This is a genomic window from Micrococcus sp. 2A, assembly GCF_039519235.1.
Taxonomy (GTDB): Bacteria; Actinomycetota; Actinomycetes; order Actinomycetales; family Micrococcaceae; genus Micrococcus.
The window spans coordinates 2,388,309-2,414,282 of the sequence record NZ_CP154351.1 but is presented as its reverse complement, the minus strand read 5'-3'; the positions used below and the strand labels follow the sequence as shown (position 1 = coordinate 2,414,282).

Annotated in this window: 27 protein-coding genes; 17 read left to right on the top strand and 10 right to left on the bottom strand. The window is 74.8% G+C overall.

What is annotated here, in order from left to right; genetic code table 11:
* Window positions 1–24: 24 nt before the first annotated feature.
* Together AAG742_RS11205 and AAG742_RS11200 are read left to right on the top strand one after the other, a co-directional pair.
* Entirely contained in the window at window positions 25–465 is a 441-nt protein-coding gene (locus tag AAG742_RS11205) for a hotdog fold thioesterase (protein WP_343282152.1), read from the top strand.
* Entirely contained in the window at window positions 462–782 is a 321-nt protein-coding gene (locus AAG742_RS11200) for an antibiotic biosynthesis monooxygenase (protein ID WP_248115722.1), read from the top strand. The genes AAG742_RS11205 and AAG742_RS11200 overlap by 4 nt, the downstream gene beginning before the upstream one ends.
* A 31-nt stretch (window positions 783–813) precedes the next feature.
* On the opposite strand, the gene AAG742_RS11195 is transcribed toward AAG742_RS11200, so the two are convergent.
* Complete coding sequence (locus tag AAG742_RS11195; protein ID WP_248115721.1) at window positions 814–1,395, bottom strand: SRPBCC family protein; 582 nt, start codon at window positions 1,393–1,395, stop codon at window positions 814–816.
* Between the two features lie 74 nt (window positions 1,396–1,469).
* On the opposite strand from AAG742_RS11195, the gene AAG742_RS11190 reads away from it, so the two are divergent.
* Window positions 1,470–1,889 (top strand): DUF4259 domain-containing protein, encoded by a 420-nt coding sequence (locus tag AAG742_RS11190; RefSeq protein ID WP_248115720.1) that lies wholly within the window; start codon window positions 1,470–1,472, stop codon window positions 1,887–1,889.
* Between the two features lie 8 nt (window positions 1,890–1,897).
* On the opposite strand, the gene AAG742_RS11185 is transcribed toward AAG742_RS11190, so the two are convergent.
* From AAG742_RS11185 to AAG742_RS11170, 4 genes are all read right to left on the bottom strand, one after another.
* Complete coding sequence (locus AAG742_RS11185; RefSeq protein WP_298710225.1) at window positions 1,898–4,384, bottom strand: heavy metal translocating P-type ATPase; 2,487 nt, start codon at window positions 4,382–4,384, stop codon at window positions 1,898–1,900.
* Between the two features lie 48 nt (window positions 4,385–4,432).
* Window positions 4,433–4,651 (bottom strand): heavy-metal-associated domain-containing protein, encoded by a 219-nt coding sequence (locus AAG742_RS11180; protein WP_248115719.1) that lies wholly within the window; start codon window positions 4,649–4,651, stop codon window positions 4,433–4,435.
* An 83-nt stretch (window positions 4,652–4,734) separates the two neighbouring features.
* The gene (locus tag AAG742_RS11175) at window positions 4,735–5,094 is read right to left on the bottom strand and encodes a metal-sensitive transcriptional regulator (RefSeq protein ID WP_248115718.1); all 360 of its coding nucleotides are present in this window, start codon (window positions 5,092–5,094) and stop codon (window positions 4,735–4,737) included.
* 181 nt (window positions 5,095–5,275) lie between these two features.
* Complete coding sequence (locus AAG742_RS11170) at window positions 5,276–6,001, bottom strand: protein-tyrosine-phosphatase (protein WP_298710145.1); 726 nt, start codon at window positions 5,999–6,001, stop codon at window positions 5,276–5,278.
* Between the two features lie 146 nt (window positions 6,002–6,147).
* On the opposite strand from AAG742_RS11170, the gene AAG742_RS11165 reads away from it, so the two are divergent.
* Complete coding sequence (locus AAG742_RS11165) at window positions 6,148–7,401, top strand: chorismate-binding protein (protein ID WP_298710147.1); 1,254 nt, start codon at window positions 6,148–6,150, stop codon at window positions 7,399–7,401.
* A 12-nt stretch (window positions 7,402–7,413) separates the two neighbouring features.
* Here the strand turns inward: AAG742_RS11165 and AAG742_RS11160 are convergent, their stop codons facing one another.
* Window positions 7,414–7,638: a hypothetical protein gene (locus AAG742_RS11160; RefSeq protein ID WP_298710148.1), complete on the bottom strand. Its 225-nt coding sequence runs from the start codon at window positions 7,636–7,638 to the stop codon at window positions 7,414–7,416.
* A 455-nt stretch (window positions 7,639–8,093) separates the two neighbouring features.
* On the opposite strand from AAG742_RS11160, the gene rlmN reads away from it, so the two are divergent.
* Window positions 8,094–9,491 (top strand): 23S rRNA (adenine(2503)-C(2))-methyltransferase RlmN, encoded by a 1,398-nt coding sequence (gene rlmN, locus AAG742_RS11155; RefSeq protein WP_298710150.1) that lies wholly within the window; start codon window positions 8,094–8,096, stop codon window positions 9,489–9,491.
* A 160-nt stretch (window positions 9,492–9,651) separates the two neighbouring features.
* On the opposite strand, the gene AAG742_RS11150 is transcribed toward rlmN, so the two are convergent.
* Entirely contained in the window at window positions 9,652–10,134 is a 483-nt protein-coding gene (locus AAG742_RS11150; protein WP_298710153.1) for a pyridoxamine 5'-phosphate oxidase family protein, read from the bottom strand.
* A gap of 107 nt (window positions 10,135–10,241) precedes the next feature.
* Window positions 10,242–10,697: a type II 3-dehydroquinate dehydratase gene (gene aroQ / locus AAG742_RS11145; protein ID WP_298710155.1), complete on the bottom strand. Its 456-nt coding sequence runs from the start codon at window positions 10,695–10,697 to the stop codon at window positions 10,242–10,244.
* Window positions 10,698–10,863: 166 nt separating this feature from the next.
* Here aroQ and AAG742_RS11140 point away from each other — a divergent pair, with 166 nt between their 5' ends.
* On the top strand, window positions 10,864–11,799 hold the full coding sequence (locus tag AAG742_RS11140) for an aldo/keto reductase (RefSeq protein WP_248115711.1): 936 nt from the start codon (window positions 10,864–10,866) through the stop codon (window positions 11,797–11,799).
* A 155-nt stretch (window positions 11,800–11,954) separates the two neighbouring features.
* Complete coding sequence (trxA, locus tag AAG742_RS11135; RefSeq protein WP_298710157.1) at window positions 11,955–12,371, top strand: thioredoxin; 417 nt, start codon at window positions 11,955–11,957, stop codon at window positions 12,369–12,371.
* 27 nt (window positions 12,372–12,398) lie between these two features.
* Here trxA and idi read toward each other — a convergent pair whose 3' ends face one another.
* Window positions 12,399–12,971, bottom strand: coding sequence for an isopentenyl-diphosphate Delta-isomerase (gene idi, locus AAG742_RS11130; RefSeq protein ID WP_298710159.1), 573 nt, complete (start codon window positions 12,969–12,971; stop codon window positions 12,399–12,401).
* A 152-nt stretch (window positions 12,972–13,123) separates the two neighbouring features.
* Here idi and AAG742_RS11125 point away from each other — a divergent pair, with 152 nt between their 5' ends.
* The 9 genes from AAG742_RS11125 (at window position 13,124) to AAG742_RS11085 (ending at window position 20,688) form a co-directional block, all read left to right on the top strand.
* Window positions 13,124–13,717, top strand: coding sequence for a hypothetical protein (locus tag AAG742_RS11125; protein WP_298710161.1), 594 nt, complete (start codon window positions 13,124–13,126; stop codon window positions 13,715–13,717).
* 235 nt (window positions 13,718–13,952) lie between these two features.
* Entirely contained in the window at window positions 13,953–15,125 is a 1,173-nt protein-coding gene (locus AAG742_RS11120; protein WP_298710164.1) for a polyprenyl synthetase family protein, read from the top strand.
* Window positions 15,122–16,084 carry a squalene/phytoene synthase family protein gene (locus tag AAG742_RS11115; RefSeq protein ID WP_298710166.1) on the top strand — a complete coding sequence of 321 codons (963 nt, stop codon included), beginning with the start codon at window positions 15,122–15,124 and terminating at the stop codon, window positions 16,082–16,084. The genes AAG742_RS11120 and AAG742_RS11115 overlap by 4 nt, the downstream gene beginning before the upstream one ends.
* Window positions 16,081–17,736 carry a phytoene desaturase family protein gene (crtI, locus tag AAG742_RS11110; protein WP_298710168.1) on the top strand — a complete coding sequence of 552 codons (1,656 nt, stop codon included), beginning with the start codon at window positions 16,081–16,083 and terminating at the stop codon, window positions 17,734–17,736. Before AAG742_RS11115 ends, crtI begins: the two co-directional genes overlap by 4 nt.
* A complete protein-coding gene (locus AAG742_RS11105) occupies window positions 17,733–18,614 on the top strand; it encodes a prenyltransferase (protein WP_298710170.1) in 882 nt (293 codons plus the stop codon). Before crtI ends, AAG742_RS11105 begins: the two co-directional genes overlap by 4 nt.
* A complete protein-coding gene (locus AAG742_RS11100) occupies window positions 18,611–18,934 on the top strand; it encodes a lycopene cyclase domain-containing protein (protein WP_298710172.1) in 324 nt (107 codons plus the stop codon). Before AAG742_RS11105 ends, AAG742_RS11100 begins: the two co-directional genes overlap by 4 nt.
* Complete coding sequence (locus AAG742_RS11095; protein ID WP_298710174.1) at window positions 18,931–19,266, top strand: lycopene cyclase domain-containing protein; 336 nt, start codon at window positions 18,931–18,933, stop codon at window positions 19,264–19,266. Before AAG742_RS11100 ends, AAG742_RS11095 begins: the two co-directional genes overlap by 4 nt.
* 1 nt (window position 19,267) lies before the next feature.
* Complete coding sequence (locus AAG742_RS11090) at window positions 19,268–19,933, top strand: hypothetical protein (RefSeq protein WP_298710176.1); 666 nt, start codon at window positions 19,268–19,270, stop codon at window positions 19,931–19,933.
* A complete protein-coding gene (locus tag AAG742_RS11085; RefSeq protein WP_298710178.1) occupies window positions 19,930–20,688 on the top strand; it encodes a glycosyltransferase family 2 protein in 759 nt (252 codons plus the stop codon). The genes AAG742_RS11090 and AAG742_RS11085 overlap by 4 nt, the downstream gene beginning before the upstream one ends.
* Here the strand turns inward: AAG742_RS11085 and AAG742_RS11080 are convergent.
* On the bottom strand, window positions 20,685–22,418 hold the full coding sequence (locus tag AAG742_RS11080; protein ID WP_298710180.1) for an SDR family oxidoreductase: 1,734 nt from the start codon (window positions 22,416–22,418) through the stop codon (window positions 20,685–20,687). The genes AAG742_RS11085 and AAG742_RS11080 overlap by 4 nt on opposite strands.
* A 127-nt stretch (window positions 22,419–22,545) precedes the next feature.
* On the opposite strand from AAG742_RS11080, the gene AAG742_RS11075 reads away from it, so the two are divergent.
* Window positions 22,546–25,947 carry an SNF2-related protein gene (locus AAG742_RS11075; RefSeq protein WP_298710182.1) on the top strand — a complete coding sequence of 1,134 codons (3,402 nt, stop codon included), beginning with the start codon at window positions 22,546–22,548 and terminating at the stop codon, window positions 25,945–25,947.
* The last annotated feature ends 27 nt before the right edge of the window (window positions 25,948–25,974 follow it).

Sequence of the window (25,974 nt, the reverse complement as noted above, 5' to 3'; positions counted from 1 at the left end):
CGCGACCTGCGACACAATGGGCCCATGACTGAGACCCCCCAGAGCTCGCCCGGCCAGAGCCGGGACGAGATCCTCACCCGCCTCGAGGAGATCTACGCGAACGACCCCGCGGTGCGCGAGCACGGCGTCACCCTCGGTGAGGTGGCCGAGGGCCGCGTGGTGCTGCACCGCGACGTCACTGCGGACATGGTGAACTCCCACGAGATCTGCCACGGCGGCTTCCTGTTCCACCTCGCGGACTCGGCGCTGGCCTACTGCGTCGCCACGTTCAGTGCGGCCCCCGTGACCCGACGCGCGGAGATCACCTACGTGGCGCCGGCCCGCCTGGGCGCGCACCTCGTGGCGACCGCCCGCCATTCGGTGGAGTTCGGCCGTGACCGCATGATCGAGGTCGGCATCGAGGCGGACGGCCAGCTCGTCGCCTGGTTCACCGGCCACTCCACGAGCCCGAGGCCGCGCGCATGAGCGCCGCGACGCCGTCGGGGCCGGTCCGCGAGATGGTCGAGCTGCACGTGGCCGAGGGTGCCGAGGAGGCATTCGAGACCGCCGTCGCCGAGGCCGCCGCGCTGTTCCGGGACAGGGACGCCACGTCCTTCGAGCTGGTCCGACAGGTGGAGGACCCCCTGTGCTACCGGCTGATCATCGGGTGGCGCCGCCTCGAGGACCACACCGTGGGCTTCCGCGAGTCGGACGCGTTCCCGGCCTGGCGTGCCCTCGTCACACCGCACCTGGCGGAGCCGCCGGCGGCCACGCACTGGACGACGGCGCACGGCGCCTTCTGACCACCCCCCCTTCGACGACGACGGGGGCCCCTCAGAGGTGGCGGGCCGCCAGCCGCGTGAGGCTGGCCTGGATGCCGCGGGCGTTGTCCTTGGTGAGCCGCAGCGTCTCGAGCGCCTTCCCCACGGCGGGGCGCGTCCAGGAGTAGTCGAAGATCTCGGTGACCTCCGTGGTGCCGTCCCCGTTGTCCAGGAACTCCCAGCGCCAGCGGTGCCCGCCCGGGTGCGCCCACTCGATCAGGCGGTCCGGCTCGGAGGCCGTGGTGGTCAGCGTCATCCGGTACGGCACCCCGTACTTCTTCATGGCGACGGTGAACCGGTCGCCCACGGCCAGCCGGTGCGGCCCGCTGACCTTCGGCTTCACGGTCCCCGAACCGTCCACCTCGTGGTGCCGGTGCGGGTCGGCCAGCGCAGCCCACAGCTCCTCGGCGGGGGCGTCCACGGTGAGCCGGTAGGCCACCTGGCGCTCGCCGACCTCGACGCGCGTGGGCCACGCCGCCTGCGCCGCGGCACGGGGCAGGGCGGCGGACGACGACGATGCGCCCGGCTCGCTCTGTTCGGACGGGGAGGTCGCGGGGGTCTCGGGGCTCGCGGAGGGGGTCGGCTCGGTGCTCATGCGGCCAGTCTAGGAACCCCTGGGAACCGGCCGGAGTCCTGGCCCCGGCGGCGCGGCGGGCCTAGTGTTGCTCCATGAGCACCTGGGGAATCCACGTCTTCGAGAACGACGCCGCGCAGGAGCTGGTGGACGAGGTCCTGGACGGGACCTTCCGGCTCGACGAGTACCGCGGCACCTTCCGCTCGGAGGAGGATGAGGACTTCATCCCCGCGGACCCCGGCGCCCGGCTCCTCGCCATGGGTGCGATCCTGCGGGTGGCGGACGACTCCGAGGCCCCCGCGGCAGCCGCCCTCGAGGAGATCGCCGGCACGGACGAGCTGGACCTCTCCACCTTCCGGGCCCAGTTCTCCGACGAGGACGTCCTGACCCTGCACGAGCTGATCGGCGTCGTGCTGCGCGAGCCGGCCTCCTCCGAGCTGTTCGAGCGCTGGGAGGAGTCCGGCGAGCACGAGGAGTGGCTCGCGGTCTCCCGCGCGGCCGCCGTCCCGAACTGAGCCGGTGCTCAGCGCCCGTAGCGCGTGAGCCGCAGGGAGTTCAGCACCACGAGCACGCTCGAGGCCGCCATCGCGCCGCCGGCGATCATCGGGTTCAGCAGGCCCAATGCCGCAATCGGGATGCCGAGCACGTTGTAGGCGAACGCCCAGAACAGGTTCATCCGGATGATGGCGAGAGTCCTCCGGCTCAGCTCGAGCGCCTGCACCACCTGGTCCAGGTCGTCGCCGAGCACGGTGATCTGCGCGGCCTCGCGGGCCACGTCCGTCCCCGAGCCCATCGCGATCCCCATGTCCGCGGCGGCGAGCGCGGGGGCGTCGTTGACGCCGTCGCCCACCATGGCGACCACGCGGCCCTCGGCCTGCAGGCGGCGGACCACGTCCACCTTGTCCTCGGGGCGGACGCCGGCCACCACGTCCTCGGGTGCGATCCCGACGGCGGCGCCCACCTGGGCGGCCACCGCGGCGTTGTCACCGGTCACCAGCAGCGGGCGCAGGCCCAGGTCCTTGAGCCGGGCGATCGCGGCCGCGGAGGAGGGCTTCACGGTGTCCGTCACGGAGACGATCCCGGCGAGCCGGCCGTCCACGGCCACCCACACGGCGGTGGCGCCGGCGGACTCGGCGGCCGCGAAGGCCTCCGCGTGCTCGGCGGGGATCGGGCCGCCGAGGGCGTCGTCGATCACGGGTCCACGTCCCACGGCCACGCGGCGGCCCTCGACCACGCCGGTCACGCCGCCGCCCGGGGTGGAGGCGAAGTCCTGCACGGCGGCGAGATCGAGGCCGCGCTCGCGGGCGCCGTCGACGATCGCACGGGCGATCGGGTGCTCGGAGCCGGTCTCCACGGCCGCGGCGAGCGCGAGGACGCGGTCCTCGGCCGGGTGCGCGGCGGCGCCGGGGGCTCCCGTCCCGCGCACGGAGGCGTCTGGAGAGGCTCCCGCTTCGTCCACGGAGACGGGGCGGACGGCGGCCAGGCGCATGCGGCCCTCGGTCACGGTGCCGGTCTTGTCCAGCACGAGGGTGTCCACCGTGCGGGTGTCCTCGAGGACTTCGGGGCCGCGGATGAGGATGCCCAGCTGGGAGGCGCGGCCGGTGCCGGCCAGCAGTCCCACGGGGGTGGCGAGGCCGAGCGCGCACGGGCACGCGATCACCAGCACGGCGACGCCGGCACGCAGGGCGGGGGCCACGTCGCCGCCGGTGACGAGCAGCCACACGGCGAACGTGAGCACGGCCAGCGCCAGGACGACGGGCACGAACACGGCCGAGATGCGGTCCGCCAGGCGGGCGACGCGGGCCTTGCCGGTCTGTGCGTCCGAGACGAGGCGGCCCATCTGGGCGAGCGTCGTGTCCGCGCCGGTGCGGGTGACGCGTGCGATCAGGCGGCCGGAGGTGTTCAGGGTGGCGCCCGTGACCTCGTCCCCGGGGCCGACCTCCACGGGCACGGACTCGCCGGTGAGCAGGGAGGCGTCCACGGCGGAGGCGCCCTCGAGCACCACCGCGTCGGAGGGGACCTTCTCGCCCGGGCGGACCACGACGACGTCGCCGGGGTTCACCTGCTCTGCGGGGACCACGCGCTCGGCGAGGCGGTCGCCGGAGGGGCCGTCGCCGTCGTCGGCGCTGTCCCAGCCGGGGAGCAGGGTGGCCTGGGCCGCGCCGAGGTCCAGGAGGGCGCGCAGGGCGGCGCCGGCCTCCCGCTTGGCGCGGGCCTCGAGCCAGCGGCCCAGCAGCAGGAAGGTGGTGATGACCGCCGCGGTCTCGAAGTAGAGGCTGTGGTGCATCATCGCGGCCATGCCGCCGCCCACGTGGGCGGTCATGCCCGGGTCGAGCAGCAGCTCGATCGCGGAGTAGCCCCACGAGACGAGCACGCCCACGGACACGAGGGTGTCCATGGTGGAGCTGCCGTGGCGGCCCGCGCGGACGGCGGCGGAGTGGAACGGCCAGGCCGCCCAGAACACCACCGGCGCGGAGAGTGCGAGCGCCGCCCAGCCCCAGTGCGGGAACTGCAGCGCCGGGACCATGGAGATCAGCAGGACGGGCAGGCTCAGCAGGGCCGCCCCGATCAGCCGTGGGCGCAGCACGTCCTCCCGCGGGCCGTGCTCCAGGTGGTTCACGTGGTCGTGGTCCGCGTGGCCGGGGCGATCGCCGCGAGCTGCGTGGTGGCCGGTGCTGGAACCCGCGGGGCCTCCGGCGTGCCCCGCGTCCTCCATGGCGCCGGCGTCCGCGGTCGGCTCCGCGCCCGGGGTGGGGGCCGTGGTGACGGCGGGCCGCGCGTGCGGGTCATCGCGCACCCGCGCCGTGTATCCGGCCTTCTCGACGGCGGCGATCAGCTCGGCGTCGCTCACGCCCTCGGGCGCGGTGACGGTGGCCCGCTCGAGGGGCAGGTTCACCGAGGCCTCGACGCCGTCGATCTTCCCGAGCTTGCGCTCCACCCGGCCGACGCACGAGGCGCATGTCATGCCGGAGACGTCGAGGTCCACGCGGCGCCCGCCGGTGCTGAGCACCTCGGCGGCGGCCTGCGCGGGCGTACGGGTGCGATTCTCCGTCACGGGTCAGCCCTCCACGATCTGGTAGCCGGCCTCCTCGACGGCGGCGCGCACGGCGGCGGGGTCGAGGTCGGACTCGGAGGTCACGGTGGCGGTGGACGCGCCGCCCTTGACGAGGTCCACGTCCACGGCGGTCACGCCGGGGAGCTCGCCGAGCTCCTCCGTCACGGACGCGACGCAGTGGCCGCAGGTCATGCCGGTGATCTTCAGGTCGGTGGTGGTCATGGGGTGCTCCTTCGGGTGGGTGGTTCCGGTGGTTCCGGTGGTGTCTGAGGTCTGGGCGGTGAGGGCGCGGACGGGGATGCGCGTCAGCGCAGCAGCCGCCCGATGGCGGCCGTGGCCTCCGCGACCTTCTCGTCGATGAGGTCGGTGCGGCCCTGCGCCTCCGCCTGCACGGCGGCCTCCGCCACGCAGTGGCGCAGGTGCTCCGAGGTGAGGTTGAGGCTCAGGGCCTGCAGGGCCTTCGTGACGGCGGCGACCTGAGTGAGGACGTCGATGCAGTACACGTCCTCCTCCACCATGCGGTGGATGCCGCGGACCTGCCCCTCGATGCGGCGCAGCCGCTTCAGGTGCGCGTCCCTGTCACGGTGGACGGCGTGGGGCGGCTCGGGGCCCTCGCACGGGTCGACGGCGTGGCACGCGGAGGTGCCGGCGGATTCGCTGTTCACCCCTGGACCATATACCCCTTGGGGGTATGCCGTCCATGGGCCGATCCCGCCGCGCGCGGTGTGTCCTTGCGCGGCGTCGCCGTGGCCGCGCGACCCCGTCGCGCCTCCGTGCCGGCTCGTGCGACGGCAACGGCCGCCCGGCGAGCGGCCGGGCGGCCGTGGGGGAGGGCAGGGGCGTCGCTCAGGCGGCGGCCCGCTCCTCCAGGTCGGCGATCAGCTCGCGCACCTGGAGGTCGAGGGCGTCCCGCACGCTCCGCACCTGCTCGATTCCGAGGCCGCGGATGGAGGGGACGGACCAGCGGCGGACCTCCGCGCCCGCGGGGATCTCGAACGGGTCCGCACCGTCGAAGAGCACCACCAGCTCGGTCGTCCGCAGGACGTCCTCGTCCAGCCCCTTGGGGTAGGCGTGGTGCAGGGGGATGCCCGCCTCGGTCATGGCGTCCAGCGCGGTGGGGATGATCTCGCCCGCGGGGGAGGTGCCGGCGGAGCGGGCCTTCACCGCACCGGCGGAGCGGTTCTCCAGCAGGGCCGCGGCCATCTGCGAGCGGCCGGCGTTGCCGTGGCACACGAAGAGCACGCGGGGGTGGCGCGACTCGATGCTGCCCTGCGCGATCGCCATGGCGCGCAGCCGGTCGGCCGCGTGGCGCACCGAGGTGGTCGCGAGCATCTCCGGGTGACGGCTCGTGGCGGACAGCGTGGCGTAGGACTCGGCCAGCACGGTGCGCGCCGTCGCCACGTCGCCCACCTCCGGGTACCGCGCGTGCAGGCGCACGGCCTCGCGCTCCAGCACGCGGGCGGGCATCCCGTGCGGCGCCGCCTCCGAGGGCTGGTCGGCGACGGCGTCGAGCGGGGCGCCGTCCTCGGGGGCGCGGGGAGCGGCGTCGGGATCCGGGGGGATGGGGCACATGGGAAGGACCTCGGGTGGGCGGGCGTTCGAGGTGAACGCGGGGCGAACGAACCCCTCCACGCTAGTGCATCGCGTCTGCGAGGAGGCGGCGGTGCGGCCGGGCGGGGCCGTTCGCGACGGCCCGGCCGTGGGAGAGAATGGACGCCATGTGTGCCCGATCCGCCCTCCCGGACGTCGGCCCGGCCGTGGCCGGCGTGCTCGACGCCGCCGCCTCGCCGTTCGCAGACGCGGTGGTCTGGGCGCAGGGGGACGTCGCATGGCGCGGCACCGGCGGGTGGACGGTGCTCCTGACGGGGCGGGATCGGCTGCGCCGGCTCTCCGCGCTGTGGCAGGCCGCCGTCGCGGGACGGCCGGACCCCGCGGCGCCCGTGCGCGGCTGGATCTCCTCGACCTTCGCCGACGACTCCGCCGAGCCCGCCGTCCTCCGCGTGCCCGAGCGGCTCGCCCGGGCGGATGCGGACGGAGTGCGCGGCATCGAACAGCACGCGGACGGCGCGGCGCTCGCCGCGGCCGCCGCCGCCGATCCGGACGCGCGCCTGCTGACAGGCGAGGATTTCCCCCTGCCCGCGGACACCGCGGAGCACGCGTGGGACGACGTCGGCTACGCCGCCGGGGTGCGGGAGGTCCTGGAACGCCTGGCGCGCCACGGGGACGGGGCCGGGCGGGAGCCGCTCGAGAAGGTCGTCATCAGCCGCACGTTGACGGTGCCGGCCGAGGACGCAGACCTGTGGCGCGCGGTCGAGGCGCTGCGGGCGGACTACCCGCAGACGTGGGTGTTCGCCGTCGGCGGGCTCGTGGGGGCCACCCCGGAGATCCTTGCGACGCGCCACGCGGGCGAGGTCTCCTCGCGCGTGCTGGCCGGCTCCCTGCCGCGGGGTGCGACGGCGGCCGAGGACGCCGCGCTGCGGGCCCGCCTCGCCGCGGACGAGCGCCTCGGCCATGAGCACCGCTGGGCTGCTCGATCGGTGGTGGACGCCCTCGCACCGGTGGTGGAGCTGGAGGACGCGGATCCGGCGCCCACCGTGCTGACCCTGCCCAACGTGCACCACCTGGCCACGGCCGTGCGCGGGCGGCTTCGGGACGGGGGCGGCACCGTCCTGGACGTCGTGGCGGCCCTGCACCCGACGGCGGCGGTCGGCGGCACGCCGCGAGAGGCGGCCGTGCGACTGATCGCCGAGGTCGAGCCCGTGGACCGCGGCCGCTACGCCGGGCCCGTGGGGTGGATGGACGAGACCGGCGACGGCGTGATCGCGCTCGCCCTGCGCTGCGGCCAGCAGGTGCCCGGCGGGATCCGGCTGCACGCCGGCGGCGGCATGGTGCCCGGGGCGGTGCCCGAGGAGGAGGTCGTGGAGGTCGGCGTGAAGCTCCAGCCGATGCGGCGGGCGCTCGGGCTCCGCTGACCCCGAGGCGGCTCAGGCGGCCTGGGCGACCCCGGGGGCCGCAGCATGCGCGGCCTCGCGCAGGCGGCGGCCGGCCTCGTGCTCGGCGAGGGCCGGCAGGAACGTGGTCAGGCGGGCCTCGGCCTTGAGGTCGGCGACGACCGCGCGGACGGTGGCGCGCACGGCGTCGGCGGGGACCTCGTCCGCGAAGCGCTGGGCGAGCTTGCTCTCGACGCGGGCCAGCACGTGGCGCTGCATCAGGGGGCGGTGGGCAGGTGGTGGTCGGTGTTCGGGGTGGTCATGGGGATGACTCCTCTCTGAGCCGGGCGTGACACTCGGCGGCTGATGCGGGGCGAGCCCCGCCGGATGGATCGATGTGTCCCACCCTTCCAAAGTGAACGAAAGGTGAACAACTTGTTAACCAGCCTACTCGGGCGGCGGGATTTGGCAAGTCTTCGCCGGTGGTCCGGAGCGTCCGTCGAACCCTCGGAAGGTCCCTCAAAGGTCCGGAAGATGCCGGAATCGTGCGGATCCGGGCGATGGGTCCCTGGTCGGTGAGACCTCGGGCGCAAGGTAAACGAAAGGTGAACGCAGCCATGGTCCCCCTGTCCTGGCCGGCGGGGCGCGGTGGCGCGCCGGATCCTGCGGGGGCTGCCGACGTCGTCGTGAACCGACCCGCCGGGACCGCCGCCCCGTCTGGGAGAATGGACGGGATGTCTGACTACCAGCCCCGCCGCCCCGGCTCGAAGCCCGCCCCCGCCCATCGCACGGACCGCACCGGCAAGCCCGCGTTCAAACGGCCCGCGCGCGGCATGATCGACGAGTCCGAGGCCCGCCAGCTCGCCGAGGACCGCGAGCGCATGCACCGCGCCGGGGTCGGCCACCAGCTCTCCGCGCCGAAGCGCCGCGAGGCCGCGGCCGCCGAGCGCCCCCAGGTGATGCCCAAGACCGAGGGCTGGGCCCAGCCCATGGGACCGGACGGACGCCCGCAGCTGCAGTTCAAGCAGCCGCGGGTCTCCCAGCCGCCGCAGCACCTCGCCGACCTCACCCTGGCCGAGCGCCAGGAGAAGGCGAAGGAGATCGGCCTGCCCGCGTTCCGCGCGAAGCAGCTCTCCGTGCACTACTTCGAGCACTTCACCACGGACCCGGAGCAGATGACGGACCTGCCCAAGGACAAGCGCGAGGCGATCGCCGAGGCGTTCTTCCCGCCGCTGCTCACCGAGGTCCGCCGCATGGAGACCGACCGCGGCGACACGGTGAAGTTCCTCTGGCGGCTCTTCGACGGCGCGCTCGTGGAGTCCGTGCTCATGCGGTACCCGGGGCGTGTGACGCTGTGCGTGTCCAGCCAGGCCGGCTGCGGCATGAACTGCCCGTTCTGCGCCACCGGCCAGGCGGGGCTCACCCGCAACATGTCGACGGCGGAGATCGTCGAGCAGATCGTCCGCGCCAACCAGGTGATCGCCGCGGGCGGCCTCGGCGGCAAGCGCAAGGACGGCGGGCACGACGCCGACCGCGTCACCAATGTGGTGTTCATGGGTATGGGCGAGCCGCTGGCCAACTACAAGCGGGTCATCGCCTCGGTGCGCCGCATGGTGGACCCGGCCCCCGAGGGCCTGGGGATGTCCGCGCGGCACGTCACGCTCTCCACGGTCGGCCTGGTGCCGGCCATCCGCAAGCTGACGGAGGAGGGCATCCCGCTCACCTTCGCGCTCTCCCTCCACGCCCCCGACGACGAGCTGCGCGACGAGCTCATCCCCGTGAACTCGCGGTGGAAGGCGGACGAGGCCATCGACGCCGCCTACGACTACTTCGTGAAGACCGGCCGGCGCGTGTCCATCGAGTACGCGCTGATCAAGGACATGAACGACCACGCATGGCGCGCCGACCTGCTCGCCAAGAAGCTCAACGCGCGCGGCAAGGGCTGGGTGCACGTGAACCCCATCCCGCTGAATCCGACGCCGGGCTCCATCTGGACCGCCTCGGAGCGGGACGTCACCCGCGAGTTCGTGGACCGGCTCAACGCGGCCGGCATCCCCACGACGCTGCGCGACACCCGCGGCAAGGAGATCGACGGCGCATGCGGCCAGCTCGCGGCCGAGGACGAGGACTGACCCCGGCGCTTTCGCTGACGGAACGGGGTTTCCCGGTCACTCGCACTCGTGGAACGGGGGCACCCGCACCCGACGGCGCCCCGCACCTCTTCTCCCAGAGGTGCGGGGCGCCGTCGTCGGTCTCCAGCTCGGGGCCTTGCCGAATCCGCCCCTCAGCGGATCAGAACTCCACGGTCGTCGAGTCGCCCGGCTCGGCGGTGCCACCGGTGACCTTGGCCTTCACGACCTCGACCGCGGTGGCCACCGCGCCCGCGGATTCCCAGTACTGCGCGGACTCGGCGTCCACGCGCACGAGCACGATCTGCGGATCCTCGGGCGTCGAGCCCTCACCGAAGAAGGACTCGTTGACGGCGCTCCAGTACTTCCTCTTGCGCTCGTCGTCACGGACCACCTGGCCGTGGCCGGAGACGGACGCCCAGAAGGACCTCTCCTGGACCGCCACGTTCACGGGACGCTGGGCGGCCTCGTCGGCGACGTCGGAGCTCGCGCGGGTCATGAACCACAGGGTGCCGTCCTGCTCGGCCTCCTGCAGGCCCATGGGGCGGGTCACGAGGCGGCCGTCGGCCTCAGAGGTGGTGAGCATGGCGACACGGACGTCGGCCAGCCTCTCGAGCAGGTGGGTGCGGGGGTCCTTCTCAGCCATGACGGCTCTCCTTCGGTCTCACGGTCAGTGCGTGACCCCGACGCTAGGCCCCTGCGCCGGGGCTCGGCCAGGCTCGCGCGCCGGACGACGGCGGCCGGCGTCGTGCCTCAGTCCTCGGACGCGAGGTGCGCGATCTGCTCCACGGCGTACGCGTAGCCGTGCACGCCCGCACCGGCGATGACCGCCTCGACCACGGGGGAGAGGTAGGAGTGGTGCCGGAACGGCTCGCGGGCGTGCACGTTGCTCAGGTGCACCTCCACGGCCGGGATCTCGACGGCGGACAGCGCGTCCCGGATCGCGACGGACGTGTGGGTGAAGCCGCCCGGGTTCAGCACGATCCCGACGGCGGCCTCCCGCGCCTCGTGGATCCAGTCGATCAGCACGCCCTCGTGGTTGGACTGGCGGAACTCCACGGCGAGGCCGTGCTGCGCCGCGCGTGCCTCGGTGAGGTCGCGGACGTCGTCGAGGGTGGCCGTCCCGTAGACCTCCGGCTCGCGCGTGCCGAGCAGGTTCAGGTTCGGGCCGTTGAGGACGAACACGGTGCGGGCGCTCTGGTCGGTCATGGCGTCTCCTGGGGGTGTCGGAGGGGAGGGCGGGGCGGGCGGACGGGGCCGGACGGCGACGGCGTCGTCCCCTGCGAGCGTACGTCGCCGGCGCCGTCCGCGACTCGCGCGCGGCCCGGTCTGCCTGCTTCCCTGGAGGCGGCCCCACCAGAGAGAAGGACGACCAGTGACGACTGACCCGCACGCCGCGGAGCCCCGCGGCCCCCACGCCGCCGCCCCCGACCTCACCGCGCCCGACCTCGGCGCCGACGTCCCCGCCACCGTCACGCTGACGGGCACGGGCGTGGCTGGCGTCGAGATGCCCCGGATCGGGCTGGGCACGTGGCGCCTGGCCGGGGAGGAGGGCGCCGACGCGGTGCACGCGGCCCTCGCGGCCGGCTACCGCCACGTCGACACGGCGGAGAACTACGGCAACGAGGACGCGGTGGGCCTCGCCGTCGCCCGGGCCCTCGCCGAGGGCGTGCTCACCCGCGACGAGCTGTTCCTCACCACGAAGTTCAACAGGGAGCACCACGGCGGCCCGGAGCGGGTGCGGCCCGCCGTCGAGGCCTCCCTGCGCCGCCTGGGCGTGGACCATGCCGACCTCGTGCTCATCCACTGGCCCAATCCCGAGCAGGACCGGTACGTGGAGACGGCGGCCGCGCTCGCGGGCCTCGTGGAGACGGGCCTGATCCGCGCGTGGGGCGTCTCCAACTTCACGGCCGAGCACCTGGACCGCCTCGCGGAGGCCGGACTGCGGGCCCCGGTCGACCAGATCCAGGTGGACCCCGTGGCCGCGATCCCCGGCTGGCAGGCCGCCGTCCACGCGCACGGCGCCGTGGTCACGGCCTACTCGCCCATCGGCCGCGCCGAGCTCGGCATCGAGACCCGCGAGGCGATCACGGCCGCCGTCGCCCGGACGGGGCGCACCGTGCAGCAGGTGGTGTTGCGCTGGCACCTGCAGCACGGGCGCGTCGTCATCCCCAAGTCGGCGGATCCGGCGCGCCAGGCCGAGAACCTGGACCTCCTCTCCTTCTCCCTCACGCCCGCGGAGATGGCCGGGATCGACGCGCTCGACGACGGCTCCGGCCCCCGGCAGCACCCGGAGACGTTCGGGCACTGAGCGCGCCGGAACCGGCGCGGTGCCGGGGGTCCCGCGCGCGGGGACAGAGGCGCGGGGGCGGAATAGCCGCGCTCCACGGCCTGTTCCACCCCGTGAACCACTGACGACGCCGCCCCGCTCGGGCGCCGACGTCGCCACCGATGAAAGGACCTCCCATGGCCACCACCGATCTCACCCTTGACGCCTTCGGCTCGACCGTCTCCGAGAACGACACCGTCCTGGTGGACTTCTGGGCCTCGTGGTGTGGCCCGTGCCGACAGTTCGCCCCCGTCTTCGAGGCCGCCTCGGAGAAGCATGAGGACGTCGTGTTCGCCAAGGTGGACACCGAGGCCGAGCAGCAGCTCGCCGCGATGGCCGGGATCACCTCGATCCCCACGCTGATGGCGTTCCGCGGCGGCGTGCTCGTGTTCTCCCAGGCCGGCGCCCTTCCCGGCTCGGCGCTCGATCAGCTCCTCGAGCAGGTCAAGGGCCTGGACGTGGACGAGGTGCGGCGCATGGCGCAGGAGGGTGAGGACGGCGCCGAGGCCGGCGCGGACGAGTCCGCCCAGCCCGACGCGCTCAACGCGCGCTGACCGCGTCCAGCCCGACGCGCGTCGACCTCAACGCGCGCTGAACGCCCCCTGCTCCCACTGCTCCACGAGCCACGGACTGAACGCTCGGGGCACGGCGGCCAGCGCGGCCGTCAGCTCGGGGACGGTGACCCAGCACCATTCGGCGACCTCGTCCCGCTCCGGGGCGGGGTCGCCGTCGATCTCGGCCCGGAACACGGGGCACACCTCGTGCTCCTCCATGCCCCCGGCGTCGACGGCGCGGTAGCGGAAGTCCGGCAGCAGCGGCGTCACGTCCCGCACGCCCACGCCCAGCTCCTGGGGGGCGCGCCGCACCACGGCCGCGGCGGGGCTTTCCCCAACGCCGGGATGGCCGCAGAAACCGTTGGTCCACACGCCGCCGAACGCCTTCTTGCCCAGGGCGCGCCGCGTGAGCAGGAAGCGCCCGGCCGCGTCGTACACGTGGCAGGAGAACGCCAGGTGCAGCGGGGTGCCGCCCTCGTCCACGCGGCGGTGCACCGTCGCCTTGGGCTCGGTGCCCACGGGGACGCCGTCCGAACCCAGGAGCACCACCAGCTCGACGGCGGACGGGGCGGCGGGGGTGCGGGGCGAGGACGTCTCCATCCCCCCAGTGTGGCAGGCGCGGAGGCCGTGCACCGGGGTGACCAGGGACCGCGACCGGCGGGCCGCAGCCCCTGACCTGGGCGGATAGAATCCGATTTCGACGCCTCCATCCGGGGCGGCCGCCCGTTCTGATCCCAGGAGACACCAGACCCATGACCCGTACCCCCGCCTTCGCGCGTCCCGCCGGCCTCGCCGCCCTCTCCGCTGCGGCCCTCCTGGCCCTGACCGCGTGCGGCGGCTCGGACGCTCCTACGTCCTCCGAGTCCACCTCCGCGTCGTCCACCTCCACGACCCCGTCCGTCTCCGCCGAGTCCTTGACGTCGGCCTCCGCCTCCGCGTCGGCCACCGAGTCCTCCTCCTCCGCTTCGAGCACCGCCGCCGCGGCCGACTACTCGCCCGGCGCCTGCTTCACCGCGGACGTGGGCGTGCGCGACCTCAGCAACTTCACCCCCGTGGACTGCGCCGAGAAGCACACCGCGGAGTACCTCTGGGCCGTCCCCGCCGCGGACCCGGCCGACACGGCCTCCACCACCGCCGCCGTCTGCCAGGCCGAGGGTGCCCGCCTGGCGAAGGAGGAGGAGCGCCTGAACGGCGCCGTCGTCACCGCCGCGGAGCTCAGCTCCTTCGGCTCCGAGGGGACGCACTGCGTGGCCTACGCCGTCTCCGGCGAGTGGACGGGACAGCTCGCGGACCCCGAGATGACCCTGGAGAAGGCCACCGAGGAGAACGCGGCCGCCACCTCCTGATCCGCCCGGCGGTCCCTCACCGCGCCCGGCGGCCACCTCCTGATCCGCCCGGCGGTCCGCCGCCGGGCGTGTCCGTCCGCGTCGCACGGGTACGCTCGGCTGGACGGGCCGGACCGGGGGCCGTTACCGTCCTCGGAGAGGACATTCGACGATCGAACCATCGAGCGACACCACGGATCCCCCGCGCCTCGCGGGGGGTCCGTCGCGCCGTCGTCTCAGCTGCCGAGGAGGGCCCATGCAGGACGCGGACGGGGTCTCCGCCGTGCTCACCCAGACGCTCGCGGGCGCCGCGGAGAGCGCCCCCGGCTCCGAGGCGTTCGCCGAGCTGCTCGGCACCCTCCAGCAGTCCACCGTGGGCGGCAAGCTCATCCGCCCGCGCCTCGTGGACCTCGGCTACCGGGCCGCCGCCGGCGTGCCCGTCCCGGCGGCGGACCGCGCGGCCGTGGACCGGCTCGGCGCCGCGTTCGAGCTCCTGCACACGGCCCTCCTGGTGCACGACGACGTGATCGACCGGGACACCGTCCGCCGCGGCCGCCCCACCGTGGCCGAGGTCTACCGCCGGCGCCTCGCAGGCGTGGGCGTCCCCGCCGGAGAGGACGCCCATGCAGGCCTCTCCGTCGCGGTCATCGCGGGCGACACCCTCCTCACCTTGGCCCTGCGCCTGGCCATGACGTGCACCCCCGACCCGGTGCGGGCCGCCCCCGTGGCCGCCGTCGTGCTGGACGCGGCCACGGCCTCGGCCGCCGGTGAGCTGGAGGACGTGCTCCTCGGCCTGGCCCGCCACACGGGCGAGCACCCGGAGCCCGCACGGATCCTCGCGATGCAGCGCCTCAAGACCGCCGCCTACACCTTCGAGGGCCCCCTGCGCGCCGGCGCCCTGCTGGCCGGCGCGACCCCCGATCTGGCCGCGGCCCTCGCCGCCGTCGGCGCCGACCTCGGGGCCGCCTACCAGGTGGTGGACGACGTGCACGGCGTGTTCGGCTCCCCGGACGCCACCGGCAAGCCCGACGCGGGTGACCTGCGCGAGGGCAAGGCCACGGTCGTCACCGCCCACGGGCGCCGGGATCCCGACGTCGCCGCGCTGCTGGACCGCGCCGCCGCCGCGCCCCCGGCCGGCAGCGTCTCGGGCCACCACGGCACCGCCCCGCACGGCACCGCCCCGCACGGCACCGCGGCCGGCACCGCCCCGCACGGCACCGCACCCCACGACGACGGCGCCCCGCACCCCGTGGACGCCGCCCGTGCGGCCCTGGAGGAGGCGGGCTCGCGCACGCACGCCCTCGAGCTGGCCGCCGAACTCGTGGACCGCGGGCTCGCCCGTCTGGAGGCCCTGCCCCTGGGCGCCGCGGAGCGGGCGGACTTCGCCGCGGCCTGCCGCCGCATCCTCGGGACGGAGGAGCCCGCGTGAGCGCCCCGACCACCGGACTGGACCTCTTCACGCGCACCGCGCACGCCGCGGCCCGCACCGTGATCGGCCGCTACTCCACCTCCTTCTCCTGGGCCTGCCGCACCCTGCCCGCCCAGGCCCGCGGGGACATCGCCGCGATCTACGCGATGGTGCGCGTGGCGGACGAGATCGTCGACGGCCCGGCCGCGGCCGCCGGGCTGGAGCCTGCGCAGGTGCGCGCCGCCCTGGACGCCTACGAGACCGCCTGCGAGGACGCCATGGCCACGGGCTTTTCCGCGGACCTCGTGCTGCACGCGTTCGCCGACGTCGCCCGCCGCCACGGCATCACCCCCGAGCTGACGGCCCCCTTCTTCGCCTCGATGCGCGCGGACCTGGAGACGAGCGAGCACGGCGAGCACTCCCTGGCCGAGTACATCCACGGCTCGGCCGAGGTGGTGGGCCTGATGTGCCTGCGCGTGTTCGCCTCCCTGCCCGGCACCCGCGCGGACACCCCCGCCGAGCAGGAGGAGCTGCGCGCGGCCGCCTCCCGCCTCGGCGCGGCGTTCCAGAAGGTCAACTTCCTGCGGGACCTCGCCGCGGACCACGACGGCCTGGGCCGCACCTACTTCGCCGACGCACGTCCGGGCACCCTCACCGAGGAGCGCAAGGCCGAGCTGCTCGCGGACCTGTGGGCGGACCTCGACGCCGCCCTGCCCGGCATCCACGCCCTCGACCCGCGGGCTGGCCGCGCCGTGCTCCTGGCCCACGGGCTCTTCGCGGAGCTCGCTTGGCGCATCGCCGCCGTCCCCGCCGCCGAGCTCGCAGAGCGCCGCGTGCGCGTGCCGGACGCTGTCAAGGCGCGCATCGCCCTGCGCGTGCTGGCCGGCTCCCGCCGCGACGACGGCGAGCACTCCCGGCGCGCGGGTCGCCGCAATCCCACCCGCTCCACCCGCTCCATCCGCCCTGGAGGCACCGCATGAGGACGCACCAGACCGACACCCGTCCGCGCCGCGTCGTCGTGGTGGGCGGCGGCTTCGCGGGCCTGGCCACCGCGGGCCTGCTCGCCCGCGACGGGCACCAGGTGACCCTGCTCGAGCGCCAGTCCGGGCTCGGCGGCCGCGCGGGGCGGTGGAGCGCGGAGGGCTTCACGTTCGACACCGGGCCCTCGTGGTACCTGATGCCCGAGGTGATCGACCGGTGGTTCCGCCTCATGGGGACCTCCGCCGACGAGCGCCTGGACCTGCGCCGCCTCGAGCCCGCCTACCGCGTGTACACGCAGGAGCACCTGGAGGAGCCGCCCGTCGACGTCGTCACGGGGCGCGCCGAGGCCACCGCGCTGGTGGAGCGCCTCGAGCCGGGAGCCGGCCCGCGCCTGGGGGCGTACCTGGACTCCGCCGCCCGCATCTACGCGCTGGCCAAGCGCCACTTCCTCTACACCGACTTCCGCCGCCCGCTCGCCCTGGCCCACCCCGAGGTGCTGCGCGCCCTGCCCGCGCTCGGCCCCCAGCTGCTGGGCGGGCTGCGCGGCCATGTGGCCCGCCGCTTCCAGGACCCCCGCGTGCGCCAGATCCTCGGCTACCCCGCCGTGTTCCTGGGGACCTCCCCGCGGCGCGCCCCGGCGATGTACCACCTCATGAGCCACCTCGACCTCGAGGACGGCGTGCAGCACCCCATCGGCGGGTTCGCCGCCCTGGTGGACGCGATGGCGGACCTGGCCCGCGAGGCCGGCGTCGAGATCCGCACGGAGGCGGAGGTCACCCGCATCGAGGTGGCGGACGCGGCTCCCTCGCCGGCCCGCGGCGCGCTGGGCCGACTCCGCGGGCGACGCCGCAGCCCCGGGCGGGCCACCGGCGTCGTCTACCGGGACGCCTCCGGCGCGGAGCACCGCGTGCCGGCGGACGCCGTGGTGGCCGCAGCGGACCTGCACCACGTGCAGACCCGCCTGCTTCCCGCGGCCCAGAGCGTGCCCGAGTCCGCGTGGGACGGCCGCGACCCCGGCCCCTCCGGGGTGCTGGTGTGCGTGGGCGTGCGCGGCGCGTTGCCCCAGCTGCTGCACCACACGCTGCTGTTCACCGCGGACTGGGATGACAACTTCGGCCGCATCGAGGCGGGCGACGAGCTGGCCGAGGAGACCTCGGTCTACGTCTCGCGCACCTCGGCCACGGACCCGGGCGCCGCGCCCGACGGCGACGAGGCCCTGTTCCTGCTCGTGCCCGCCCCCGCCGAGGTCGGCTGGGGCCGCGGCGGCGTCCGGACCCCGGACGAGGACACCCCCGGGGACCCGATGGTGGAGGCCGTGGCCGACCGCGCCCTCGCCCAGCTCGCCCGCTGGGCGGACATCCCGGACCTCGCCGAGCGGATCGTGGTGCGGCGCACCTACGGCCCCGGGGACTTCGCCGCCGAGGTGAACGCGTGGCGCGGCTCCCTGCTGGGTCCCGGGCACACCCTGCGCCAGTCGGCCATGTTCCGCCCCGCCGTGCGCGACGCCGACGTGGCCGGGCTGGTCTACGCCGGCTCGTCCGTGCGCCCGGGCATCGGCGTGCCCATGTGCCTGATCTCGGCCGAGATCGCCCGCGAGGCCGTGGCCCAGCACCTGGGTGCCCCCGTGCCGCGGCCAGGGGCCCCGCTGTGATCCGCACGCTGTTCCAGGCCTCCCGGCCCGTCAGCTGGATCAACACCGCCTTCCCTTTCGCCGCCGCCGCCATCCTCACCGGCGGGCTCCCGACGTGGCTCGTGGTGCTGGGCACCGTGTTCTTCCTGGTGCCCTACAACCTCGCCATGTACGGCATCAACGACGTCTTCGACTACGAGTCCGACCTCCGCAACCCCCGCAAGGGCGGCGTGGAGGGTGCCGTGGTGGGCGGGGAGTCCCGCCGCGCGGTGCTGCTCTGGTCCTGCCTGCTCCCGCTGCCGTTCGTCGCGGTGCTGGCCGGCTGGTCCATCGCCCGGGGGCAGTGGGACGCCGTCGCCGTGCTGGCTGTGAGCCTGTTCGCGGTGGTCGCCTACTCGTGGGCGGGGCTGCGCTTCAAGGAGCGCCCCTTCCTGGACGCGGCGACGTCGGCCACGCACTTCGTCTCCCCGGCCGTGTACGGGCTCGTGCTCGCGGGCGCGACGTTCACGCCGGCGCTGTGGGCGCTGCTGGCCGGGTTCTTCCTCTGGGGCATGGCCTCCCAGATGTTCGGCGCGGTGCAGGACGTGGTGCCGGACCGCGAGGGAGGGCTCGCCTCCGTGGCCACCGTGCTCGGCGCCCGGCCCACCGTGTGGCTCGCCGCCGCCCTGTACGCCGGTGCCGGCCTCCTGATGCTCGGCACCGAGTGGCCCGGCCCGCTCGCCGCCCTGCTGGCCGTGCCCTACCTGCTGAACACCCTGCGCTTCCGCGGGGTCACCGACGCCACCTCCGGGGAGGCCAACCGCGGCTGGCGGCTTTTCCTGCCGCTGAACTACGGGGTGGGCTTCGGCGTGACCATGCTGCTGATCGCCTGGGCCTTCGCCCGCGGGGGTGCGGCGTGATCTACCTCGCCTGCCTCCTGGCCGTGATCGGCTGCATGGCCCTGCTCGACCGCCGCTTCCGCCTGTTCCTGTGGCGCCGCCCGGCCGTCGGGGCGCTCGTGCTGGCCGTGGGCCTGGCCTACTTCCTCGCGTGGGACGTGTGGGGGATCGTGGCGGGCGTGTTCCTGCACCGCGAGTCCCCGTACATGACCGGACTGCTGGTGGCCCCCCAGCTGCCGGTCGAGGAGGTCTTCTTCCTCCTCTTCCTCAGCTACCTCACCATGGTCCTGTTCACGGGCGCGGTGCGGATCCTGGAGCACCGGGCGGGGCGTGACACGTGAGCTTCTGGGATCTGAACGTCGTGTTCGTGGGGATCGCCCTCGTCGTGCTGCTCGCCGCCGTGCTCACGCGCCGCCTGCGCGGCCGGCACCTGGCCGCCCTGGGCCTCGCGCTCGCGGCGCTGTGGGTGCTCACCGCGATCTTCGACAACGTCATGATCGCCGCGGGCCTGTTCGACTACGGGCACGACCTGCTCTCCGGCGTCTACCTGGGCCTGGCGCCCCTCGAGGACTTCGCCTACCCCCTGGGATCCGCCCTCCTGCTGCCCGCGCTGTGGCTGCTCCTCACCGGGCGGCGGGACCGCTCCGGCGGGGACCGCGGCGGGGAGCGCTGACGTGTTCCCCCTGCTCCCGGCGGACCTGCTGCGCGCCCTCGGCCCGGTCCTCATCCCGCTCGCCTGGGCCACGGCGGGCTGGCCGTCCGCGGCGGTGATGTTCCTCGTGTTCGGCGCGCAGTGGCTGCTGCGCTGGCTCGGCGGAGGGACCCTGCTGGACTGGGCCGGGCAGGCCATGCTGCTGGCGGCCGGCTGGTTCAGCGTGGTCGGCCTCTACCACCAAGTGCCGACCCTGGACATCGTGGTCCACGCGGCCGCCTCCGCCGTGGTGGCCGGGCTCGTGGGCGTCAGCCTGCGCGCCTGGCTGCGCCACCGCGCCGGCAGCACAGGCGGCATGGGCGCGGGTGCCGAGCCCGGACGCACCGCAGGGATCCCCGGCCGGACGGACGCGGCCGGCGTCGTGCGCGCCGTCGGGCCCCTGGTGGCCGTGCTCGCCCTCGCCTCGCTCACGGTGACGCTCGGCGTGGTGTGGGAGATCGCCGAGTGGTGGGCCCACCACGCCGTCTCGGAGGAGATCGGCGTGGGCTACGACGACACCCTCGGCGACCTCCTCGCCGACAGCCTGGGCGCGCTCGTCGGCTCGGCGCTGGCGGTGCGCGCGGCCGACGCCGGCGCGGTGGCCGTCAGCGGGGCCACCCCCTCCCGCGCCGGGCAGGGCAGCCGATGACCCCGGAGCCCACCGTCAGCGTGGTCATCCCCGTGCTCGACGACGCCGCCCACCTTCGCGTCTGCCTGGCGCATCTGGCCCGCCAGACCCGGCCCGCGGACGAGGTCGTGGTGGTGGACAACGGGAGCGTGGACGGCTCGGCCGACGTCGCCCGGGAGTTCGGCGCCCGCGTGGTCACCGAGCCCGAGCGGGGCATCCCCGCCGCCTCGGCCGCCGGGTTCGACGCCGCCGTCGGCACGCTCCTGCTCCGGTGCGACGCGGACACCCGTGCGCCGGAGGACTGGATCGAGCGGATCACGGCGCGCTTCGCCGCCGACCCGCGCCTGGATGCGCTCACCGGCCCCGGCGAGTTCTACGACCAGCCGGGCCTGCTCGGCGTGCTGCGCTCCCGGCTCTACACGAACGCCTACCGCTGGGCAGCGGGTGCCGCGCTCGCGGGCACCCCGCTGTGGGGCTCCAACCTGGCCCTGCGCGCCGAGGCGTGGCAGGCGGTGCGGGGGAGTGTGCACCGCCACCGCGCCGACCTGCACGACGACCTCGACCTCTCCTTCCACCTCGCCCTCGCCGGGCACATCGTGCGGTTCGACCCGCACGTGCGCGTGGGAGCCGCCGGGCGGATCTTCCACTCGCTCGGCGCCCGCGCACGTCAGGGCCGCATGGCGGGCGCCACCCTGCGCGCCAACTGGGCGATCCTCCCGCCCGGTCAGCGCTGGGTGCGGCGGGTGCAGCAGGCCCGGGGCCCGCGCGCGGACTAGCCCTTCTTCGCGCCGTCCTTCTTCGAGCGGTCCAGCGGGTTGCGGCGCAGGGGGAGCCGGTCGGCCAGGGCGCGCACGAGACCGCGGGTGCGGCCGCGCTCGCCGCCGGTCTTGCGGCGCTGGCCCTCGGCCAGGATGTTGGCGGCCATCTCCGGGAAGACCACGGCGTGGAACGGCAGGATGGCCGTCCAGTAGGCGCGGCCCAGCAGGCCGTCGGGCATGAAGATCGCGCGCTGGCGGTACACCGACCCGCCGCCCTCGCGGGGCTCGACGGCCAGCTGCAGCCAGGCGCGCCCGCCGGCGCGCATCTCGGCACGCAGGGTCAGCCGGTGGCCGTACTCGATCTTCTCCACGCGCCACCAGTCCACGATGTCGCCGCGGCGCAGGTGCTCGGCGTCGCGACGGCCGCGGGCCAGGCCCGGCCCGCCGACGGCCTTGTCGACGACGCCGCGGATCTGCCACAGCAGGGGCGTGGAGTACCAGCCGTTGGCCCCGCCGACCGACTCGATCACGGGCCACACGTCCTCGGGGGAGAGGTCGGACTCACGCTCCCGCTCGTCCTTGTACACGGTCTTGCCGGCCCACTCCGGGTCCGAGGGCAGGGGCGCGGCCGGGTCGACGGCGGAGTACTCGTCCGCCTCCCACGTGACGTCCAGCGGGCCGGACTCCTCGTGGTGCAGGGCGCGGCGCACGGCGTCCTGGTAGCTGGTGAGGCCGCCCGGGGGGTCGGGGATGATGTCCGCCACGGTGTGGTTCGAGGTCACCGCGTCCTCGCGCAGCGAGGAGGCGAGCGGCAGGGCCACGCCCACGGGGATCGGGGTCACCATGCCGATCCAGAACCCGGAGAGGTGGGAGGCCGGGAACGGGAGCGGGATCACGATGCGCTTGGACAGGCCGGCAGCCTCGGCGTACTGCGTCAGCAGGGTGGCGAAGGGCTGGGCCACGCCGTCGCCGATCTGGGCGCGGGCCTGCACGGGCTCGGGCAGGGCGCACGCGTGGGCCAGGTAGTAGAGCACGTCGCGGATGGCGATGGGCTCCACCTTGTTCTTCAGCCACGAGGGGCCGGGCATCACGGGGAGACGGTCCGAGAGGTGTCGGATCATCTCGAAGGAGGTGGAGCCGGAGCCGATGACCACGCCGGCCTCGAAGACCAGCGCGGGTGCGGCGGCCTCGTCCAGACGGCGTGCCACGAGCTCGCGGGAGCGCATGTGGTCGGAGAGCTCCTCCACGGGCTTCTCGTCCGGGTGCAGGCCGGAGAGGTAGACCAGCTGGGTGACGCCGGCGTCGTCCGAGGCGCGGGCCACGACGTCGGCGATCTTCTGCTCCCGCTCCACGAAGTCACCGTCACCGCCCATGGAGTGCACGAGGTACAGGGCGGTGTGGACGTCCTCCATCGCTGCGCGGACCTCGTCCGGCTCCGAGAGGTCGGCCTTCATGATCTCCACGCGGTCCGACCACGGCCGGCCCTCGAGGTCCTCGGGGTTGCGGGCCACGGCCCGCACGGCGAAGCCGGCGGCCACGAGCTCGGGGATCAGGCGGCCGCCCACGTAGCCGGTGGCGCCGGTGACGAGGACGCGGCGGCCGCGGCCCTCGGGCAGGGACAGGCCGAGGGGTGAGGCGAAGGGGGCGCGGGACTCGGAGGTGCCGGGCTCGGTGCCGGGCTGGTCGGCGGGGGAGGAGGCGGCGGACGCGGATGCGGGAGTGGCGCGCGCGACGGAGGGGGTGCTCATCGGGCCAGCCTAGGGAAGGGGCCGGACCGGTTACGAGGTCTGAGCCTCAGTGGCCCGCATCTCACCCCGTCGGCTCCTCGCCCACCGTGTGCGGCATCGGGCGGACCACCATGGGAAACTGGTGGGTATGGCCATCGCAGATTCGGGAGACGTCCTGCCGCACGTGCGCACGGAGGCAATCCGGGCGGTCGTCGGCAGCACGATGGCGGACCGCGGATTCGAGATCGCCGCCCGGGGCGCCGTCGGCCGGCTCCGGTACGACGCCGCGGGCGGCGTGGTCGACGCCTCCGTGCGCGGCACTGCCCCGAGTCCCTACCGGGTGCGCGTGCAGGTGCAGGAGGTCTACGCGGCCGAGCCCGGCGCGCCCGCCGAGGTGGAGCCGGTCACCGGCCGCTGCACCTGCCCCGTGGGCACCGACTGCAAGCACGTGGCCGCGGTGCTCTACCAGGTGGTCCGCCTGGACGCCGACCAGGCGCTCGGCGAGGCCCGCCGCAAGCTCGCGGACATGGTCACCACGGCCGACGCCCTGCCCGTGCCGCCCTCCTCGGACCCCGACGCCGTGGCTGCCGCGGCCCGGGAGCGCTCGGCCGCCCGCGGCACGGGCCTCGACTGGCGCCGCGTGATGGAGCCCCTCGCCGGCCTGGACGCCCCGCGCCGCCTGGGTGCACCGCCGCCCCTGGCGATCGGCGTGGAGCTCGTCGCCGAGTCCTCCCGCAACGTGTACCAGCAGTGGGGCCCGGCGCCCGCGGGCGAGGAGCACCTGCGGGAGGGCCGCCCGCTGTACGTGATCGTCCGCCCCCTCAGGCGCGGCGCGAAGGGCACCTGGATCAAGGGCGGGCTCACGTGGCGCGCCTTCCAGTTCCCGCGCGCCGAGTTCGCCCCGGCCCAGGAGCGGGCGCTGCGCCTCATCTGGCGCCAGCTCATGGCCGAGGACTCCTACCCCACGGACGCCTGGTTCGGCCTGCACGCCTTCGACTCCCCGCGCATCTGGCAGCTCCTCGCCGAGGCGCAGTCCGCGGGCGTCGAGCTGGTGCCGCTGGGCCTGCTCTCCGGGGTCGTCCTCGACGATCCCGCCGCCGTGGGCCTCGACGTGACGCGCGCCCCGGACGGCGGCCTCGAGGTCGCCCCCTCGCTGAGCACCATGCCCGGCGGCATGGCCGGGGTGCAGGTGGTGGGCAGCGTGGGCTTCTACCGCGTCACCGACGACGACGGCGGGTTCACCCTGCACCTCATCCCCGCCGTCGCCCCGGTCCCGGAGGCCGTGCAGCAGCTCGTGCTCGCGGGCGAGCCCGTGCGCGTGCCCGCCGCCGACCGGGACGAGTTCCTCACCCGCGTGTACCCGCGGCTGCGTGCCGCCCTCGAGGTGGCCAGCCCCGACGCGTCCGTGGAGCTGCCCGAGTTCGAGCCCCCCGTGCTGCGCCTGCGCGCCGACTTTCAGAAGGACCACCGCCTCGTGCTGCGCTGGTCCTGGCTGTACTTCGACCCGCCCCGCGAGCTCGGGATGAACCCGGCGGGGGACACCCTGCGGGACGTCCGCCATGAGGACGCCGTCCTGCGCGCCGCCGCCGAGGCCTGGCCCCGGGCGGGCCGGGCCGAGGAGCAGGTGCTCGAGGGTGTGGCCGCGGCGCGCTTCTCCGAGACCGTGCTGCCGCAGCTGCAGCGGCTGGACCACGTGCGCGTGGACGTGCGCGGCGAGCGCCCCGAGTACCGCGAGCTGACGGCGGCGCCGCGGATCGAGGCGAGCACCACCGCCGCCCGCAACGACTGGTTCGACCTGGGCGTGCAGGTCTCCGTGGACGGGCACGTGCTGCCGTTCGCGCAGCTGTTCACCGCCCTCGTGCAGGGGCAGAGCTCGCTGATCCTCTTCGACGGCTCCTACCTCTCCCTCGACCATCCGGCGTTCGAGCGGCTGCGCGCGCTGCTCTCCGAGGCCGCCACGCTGCAGGAGTGGACCCCGGAGAACCCCTCCGTGTCCCGGCATCAGGTGGGGTTCTGGGAGGAGCTCAAGGAGCTCGCCGACGAGACGACGGAGGATCCCGCGTGGACCGCCGCCGTCGGCCGCCTCGCCGCCATGGAGCGCCTGCCCGAGGCGCCTGAGCCCGCCGGGCTGCAGGCGGACCTGCGCCCGTACCAGCAGGAGGGGCTGCGCTGGCTGCACTTCCTGTACGAGCAGGACCTCGGGGGGATCCTGGCCGACGACATGGGCCTCGGCAAGACCGTGCAGACCCTCGCGCTCATGGCGCACGCCCGCGCCGCGCACCCCGGCCGCGCGCCGTTCCTGGTGGTGGCGCCGAGCTCGGTGGTGTCCGTGTGGGCCGCGGAGGCGGCCAAGTTCACCCCCGGCCTGGACGTGCGCGTGCTGGACACCACCACGCGCAAGCGGGGAGCGGACGTGGAGACGGCGGTGGCCGGCGCCGACGTCGTGGTGACGAGCTACACCCTGCTGCGGATCGACGCCGCCCAGTACGGGAGGGTGACGTGGGGCGGCGTGGTCTACGACGAGGCGCAGTTCCTCAAGAACCGCGCCTCCAAGGTGCACGCCGTGGCCCGGGACCTGCCCGCCCCGTTCCGTCTGGCCATCACGGGCACGCCCATGGAGAACTCGCTCAGCGACCTCTGGGCGCTGCTCGCCGTCGTCGTGCCGGGGCTGTTCCCGAGCCACCGCCGGTTCCGCGAGGCGTACGTGACGCCCATCGAGTCCGGGGAGCACCCGGAGCGGATGGCGGCCCTGCGCCGCCGCGTGCGCCCGTTCATGCTGCGCCGCTCCAAGGAGCTCGTGGCCAAGGACCTGCCGCCCAAGCAGGAGCAGGTGCTGCGCGTGGAGCTCGAGCCGAGCCATCGCAAGGTGTACGACCGCGTGCTGCAGCGCGAGCGCCGCAAGGTGCTGGGGCTGCTGAGCGACGTGGACGGCAACCGCTTCACCATCTTCAAGTCGCTCACGCTGCTGCGCATGCTCGCGCTCGCGCCGCAGATCGTGGAGGGGGAGTACGCCTCCATCCCCTCCTCGAAGCTGGAGCGGTTCCTGGACGACCTCACGGAGATCCTCGCCGAGGGCCACCGCGTGATCGTGTTCAGCCAGTTCACGAGCTTCCTCAAGGTGATCGCCGAGGAGCTGGACGCCATGGAGGTGGAGCACGCCTACCTCGACGGCGGCACGCGCGGCCGCGCCGAGGTGATCCGCGGCTTCCGGGAGGGCGAGGCGCCGGTGTTCCTCATCTCCCTCAAGGCCGGCGGCTTCGGCCTGACCCTGACCGAGGCCGACTACGTGTTCCTCATGGACCCGTGGTGGAACCCCGCCGCCGAGGCACAGGCGGTGGACCGCGCACACCGCATCGGCCAGGAGCGCACCGTGGTGGTCTACCGCATGGTCTCCGAGGGGACGATCGAAGAGAAGGTCCTCGAGCTGCAGCGACGCAAGGCCGAGCTGTTCGGGGCGCTCGTGGACGAGTCCGACGACTCCGGCGCGGGCGCGTTCACGGACTCGTTGACGGCCGACGACATCCGGGAGCTGCTCGGCGCGGAGGAGTGAGGGCCGCGCGGGGCGGGCCGGACGTTT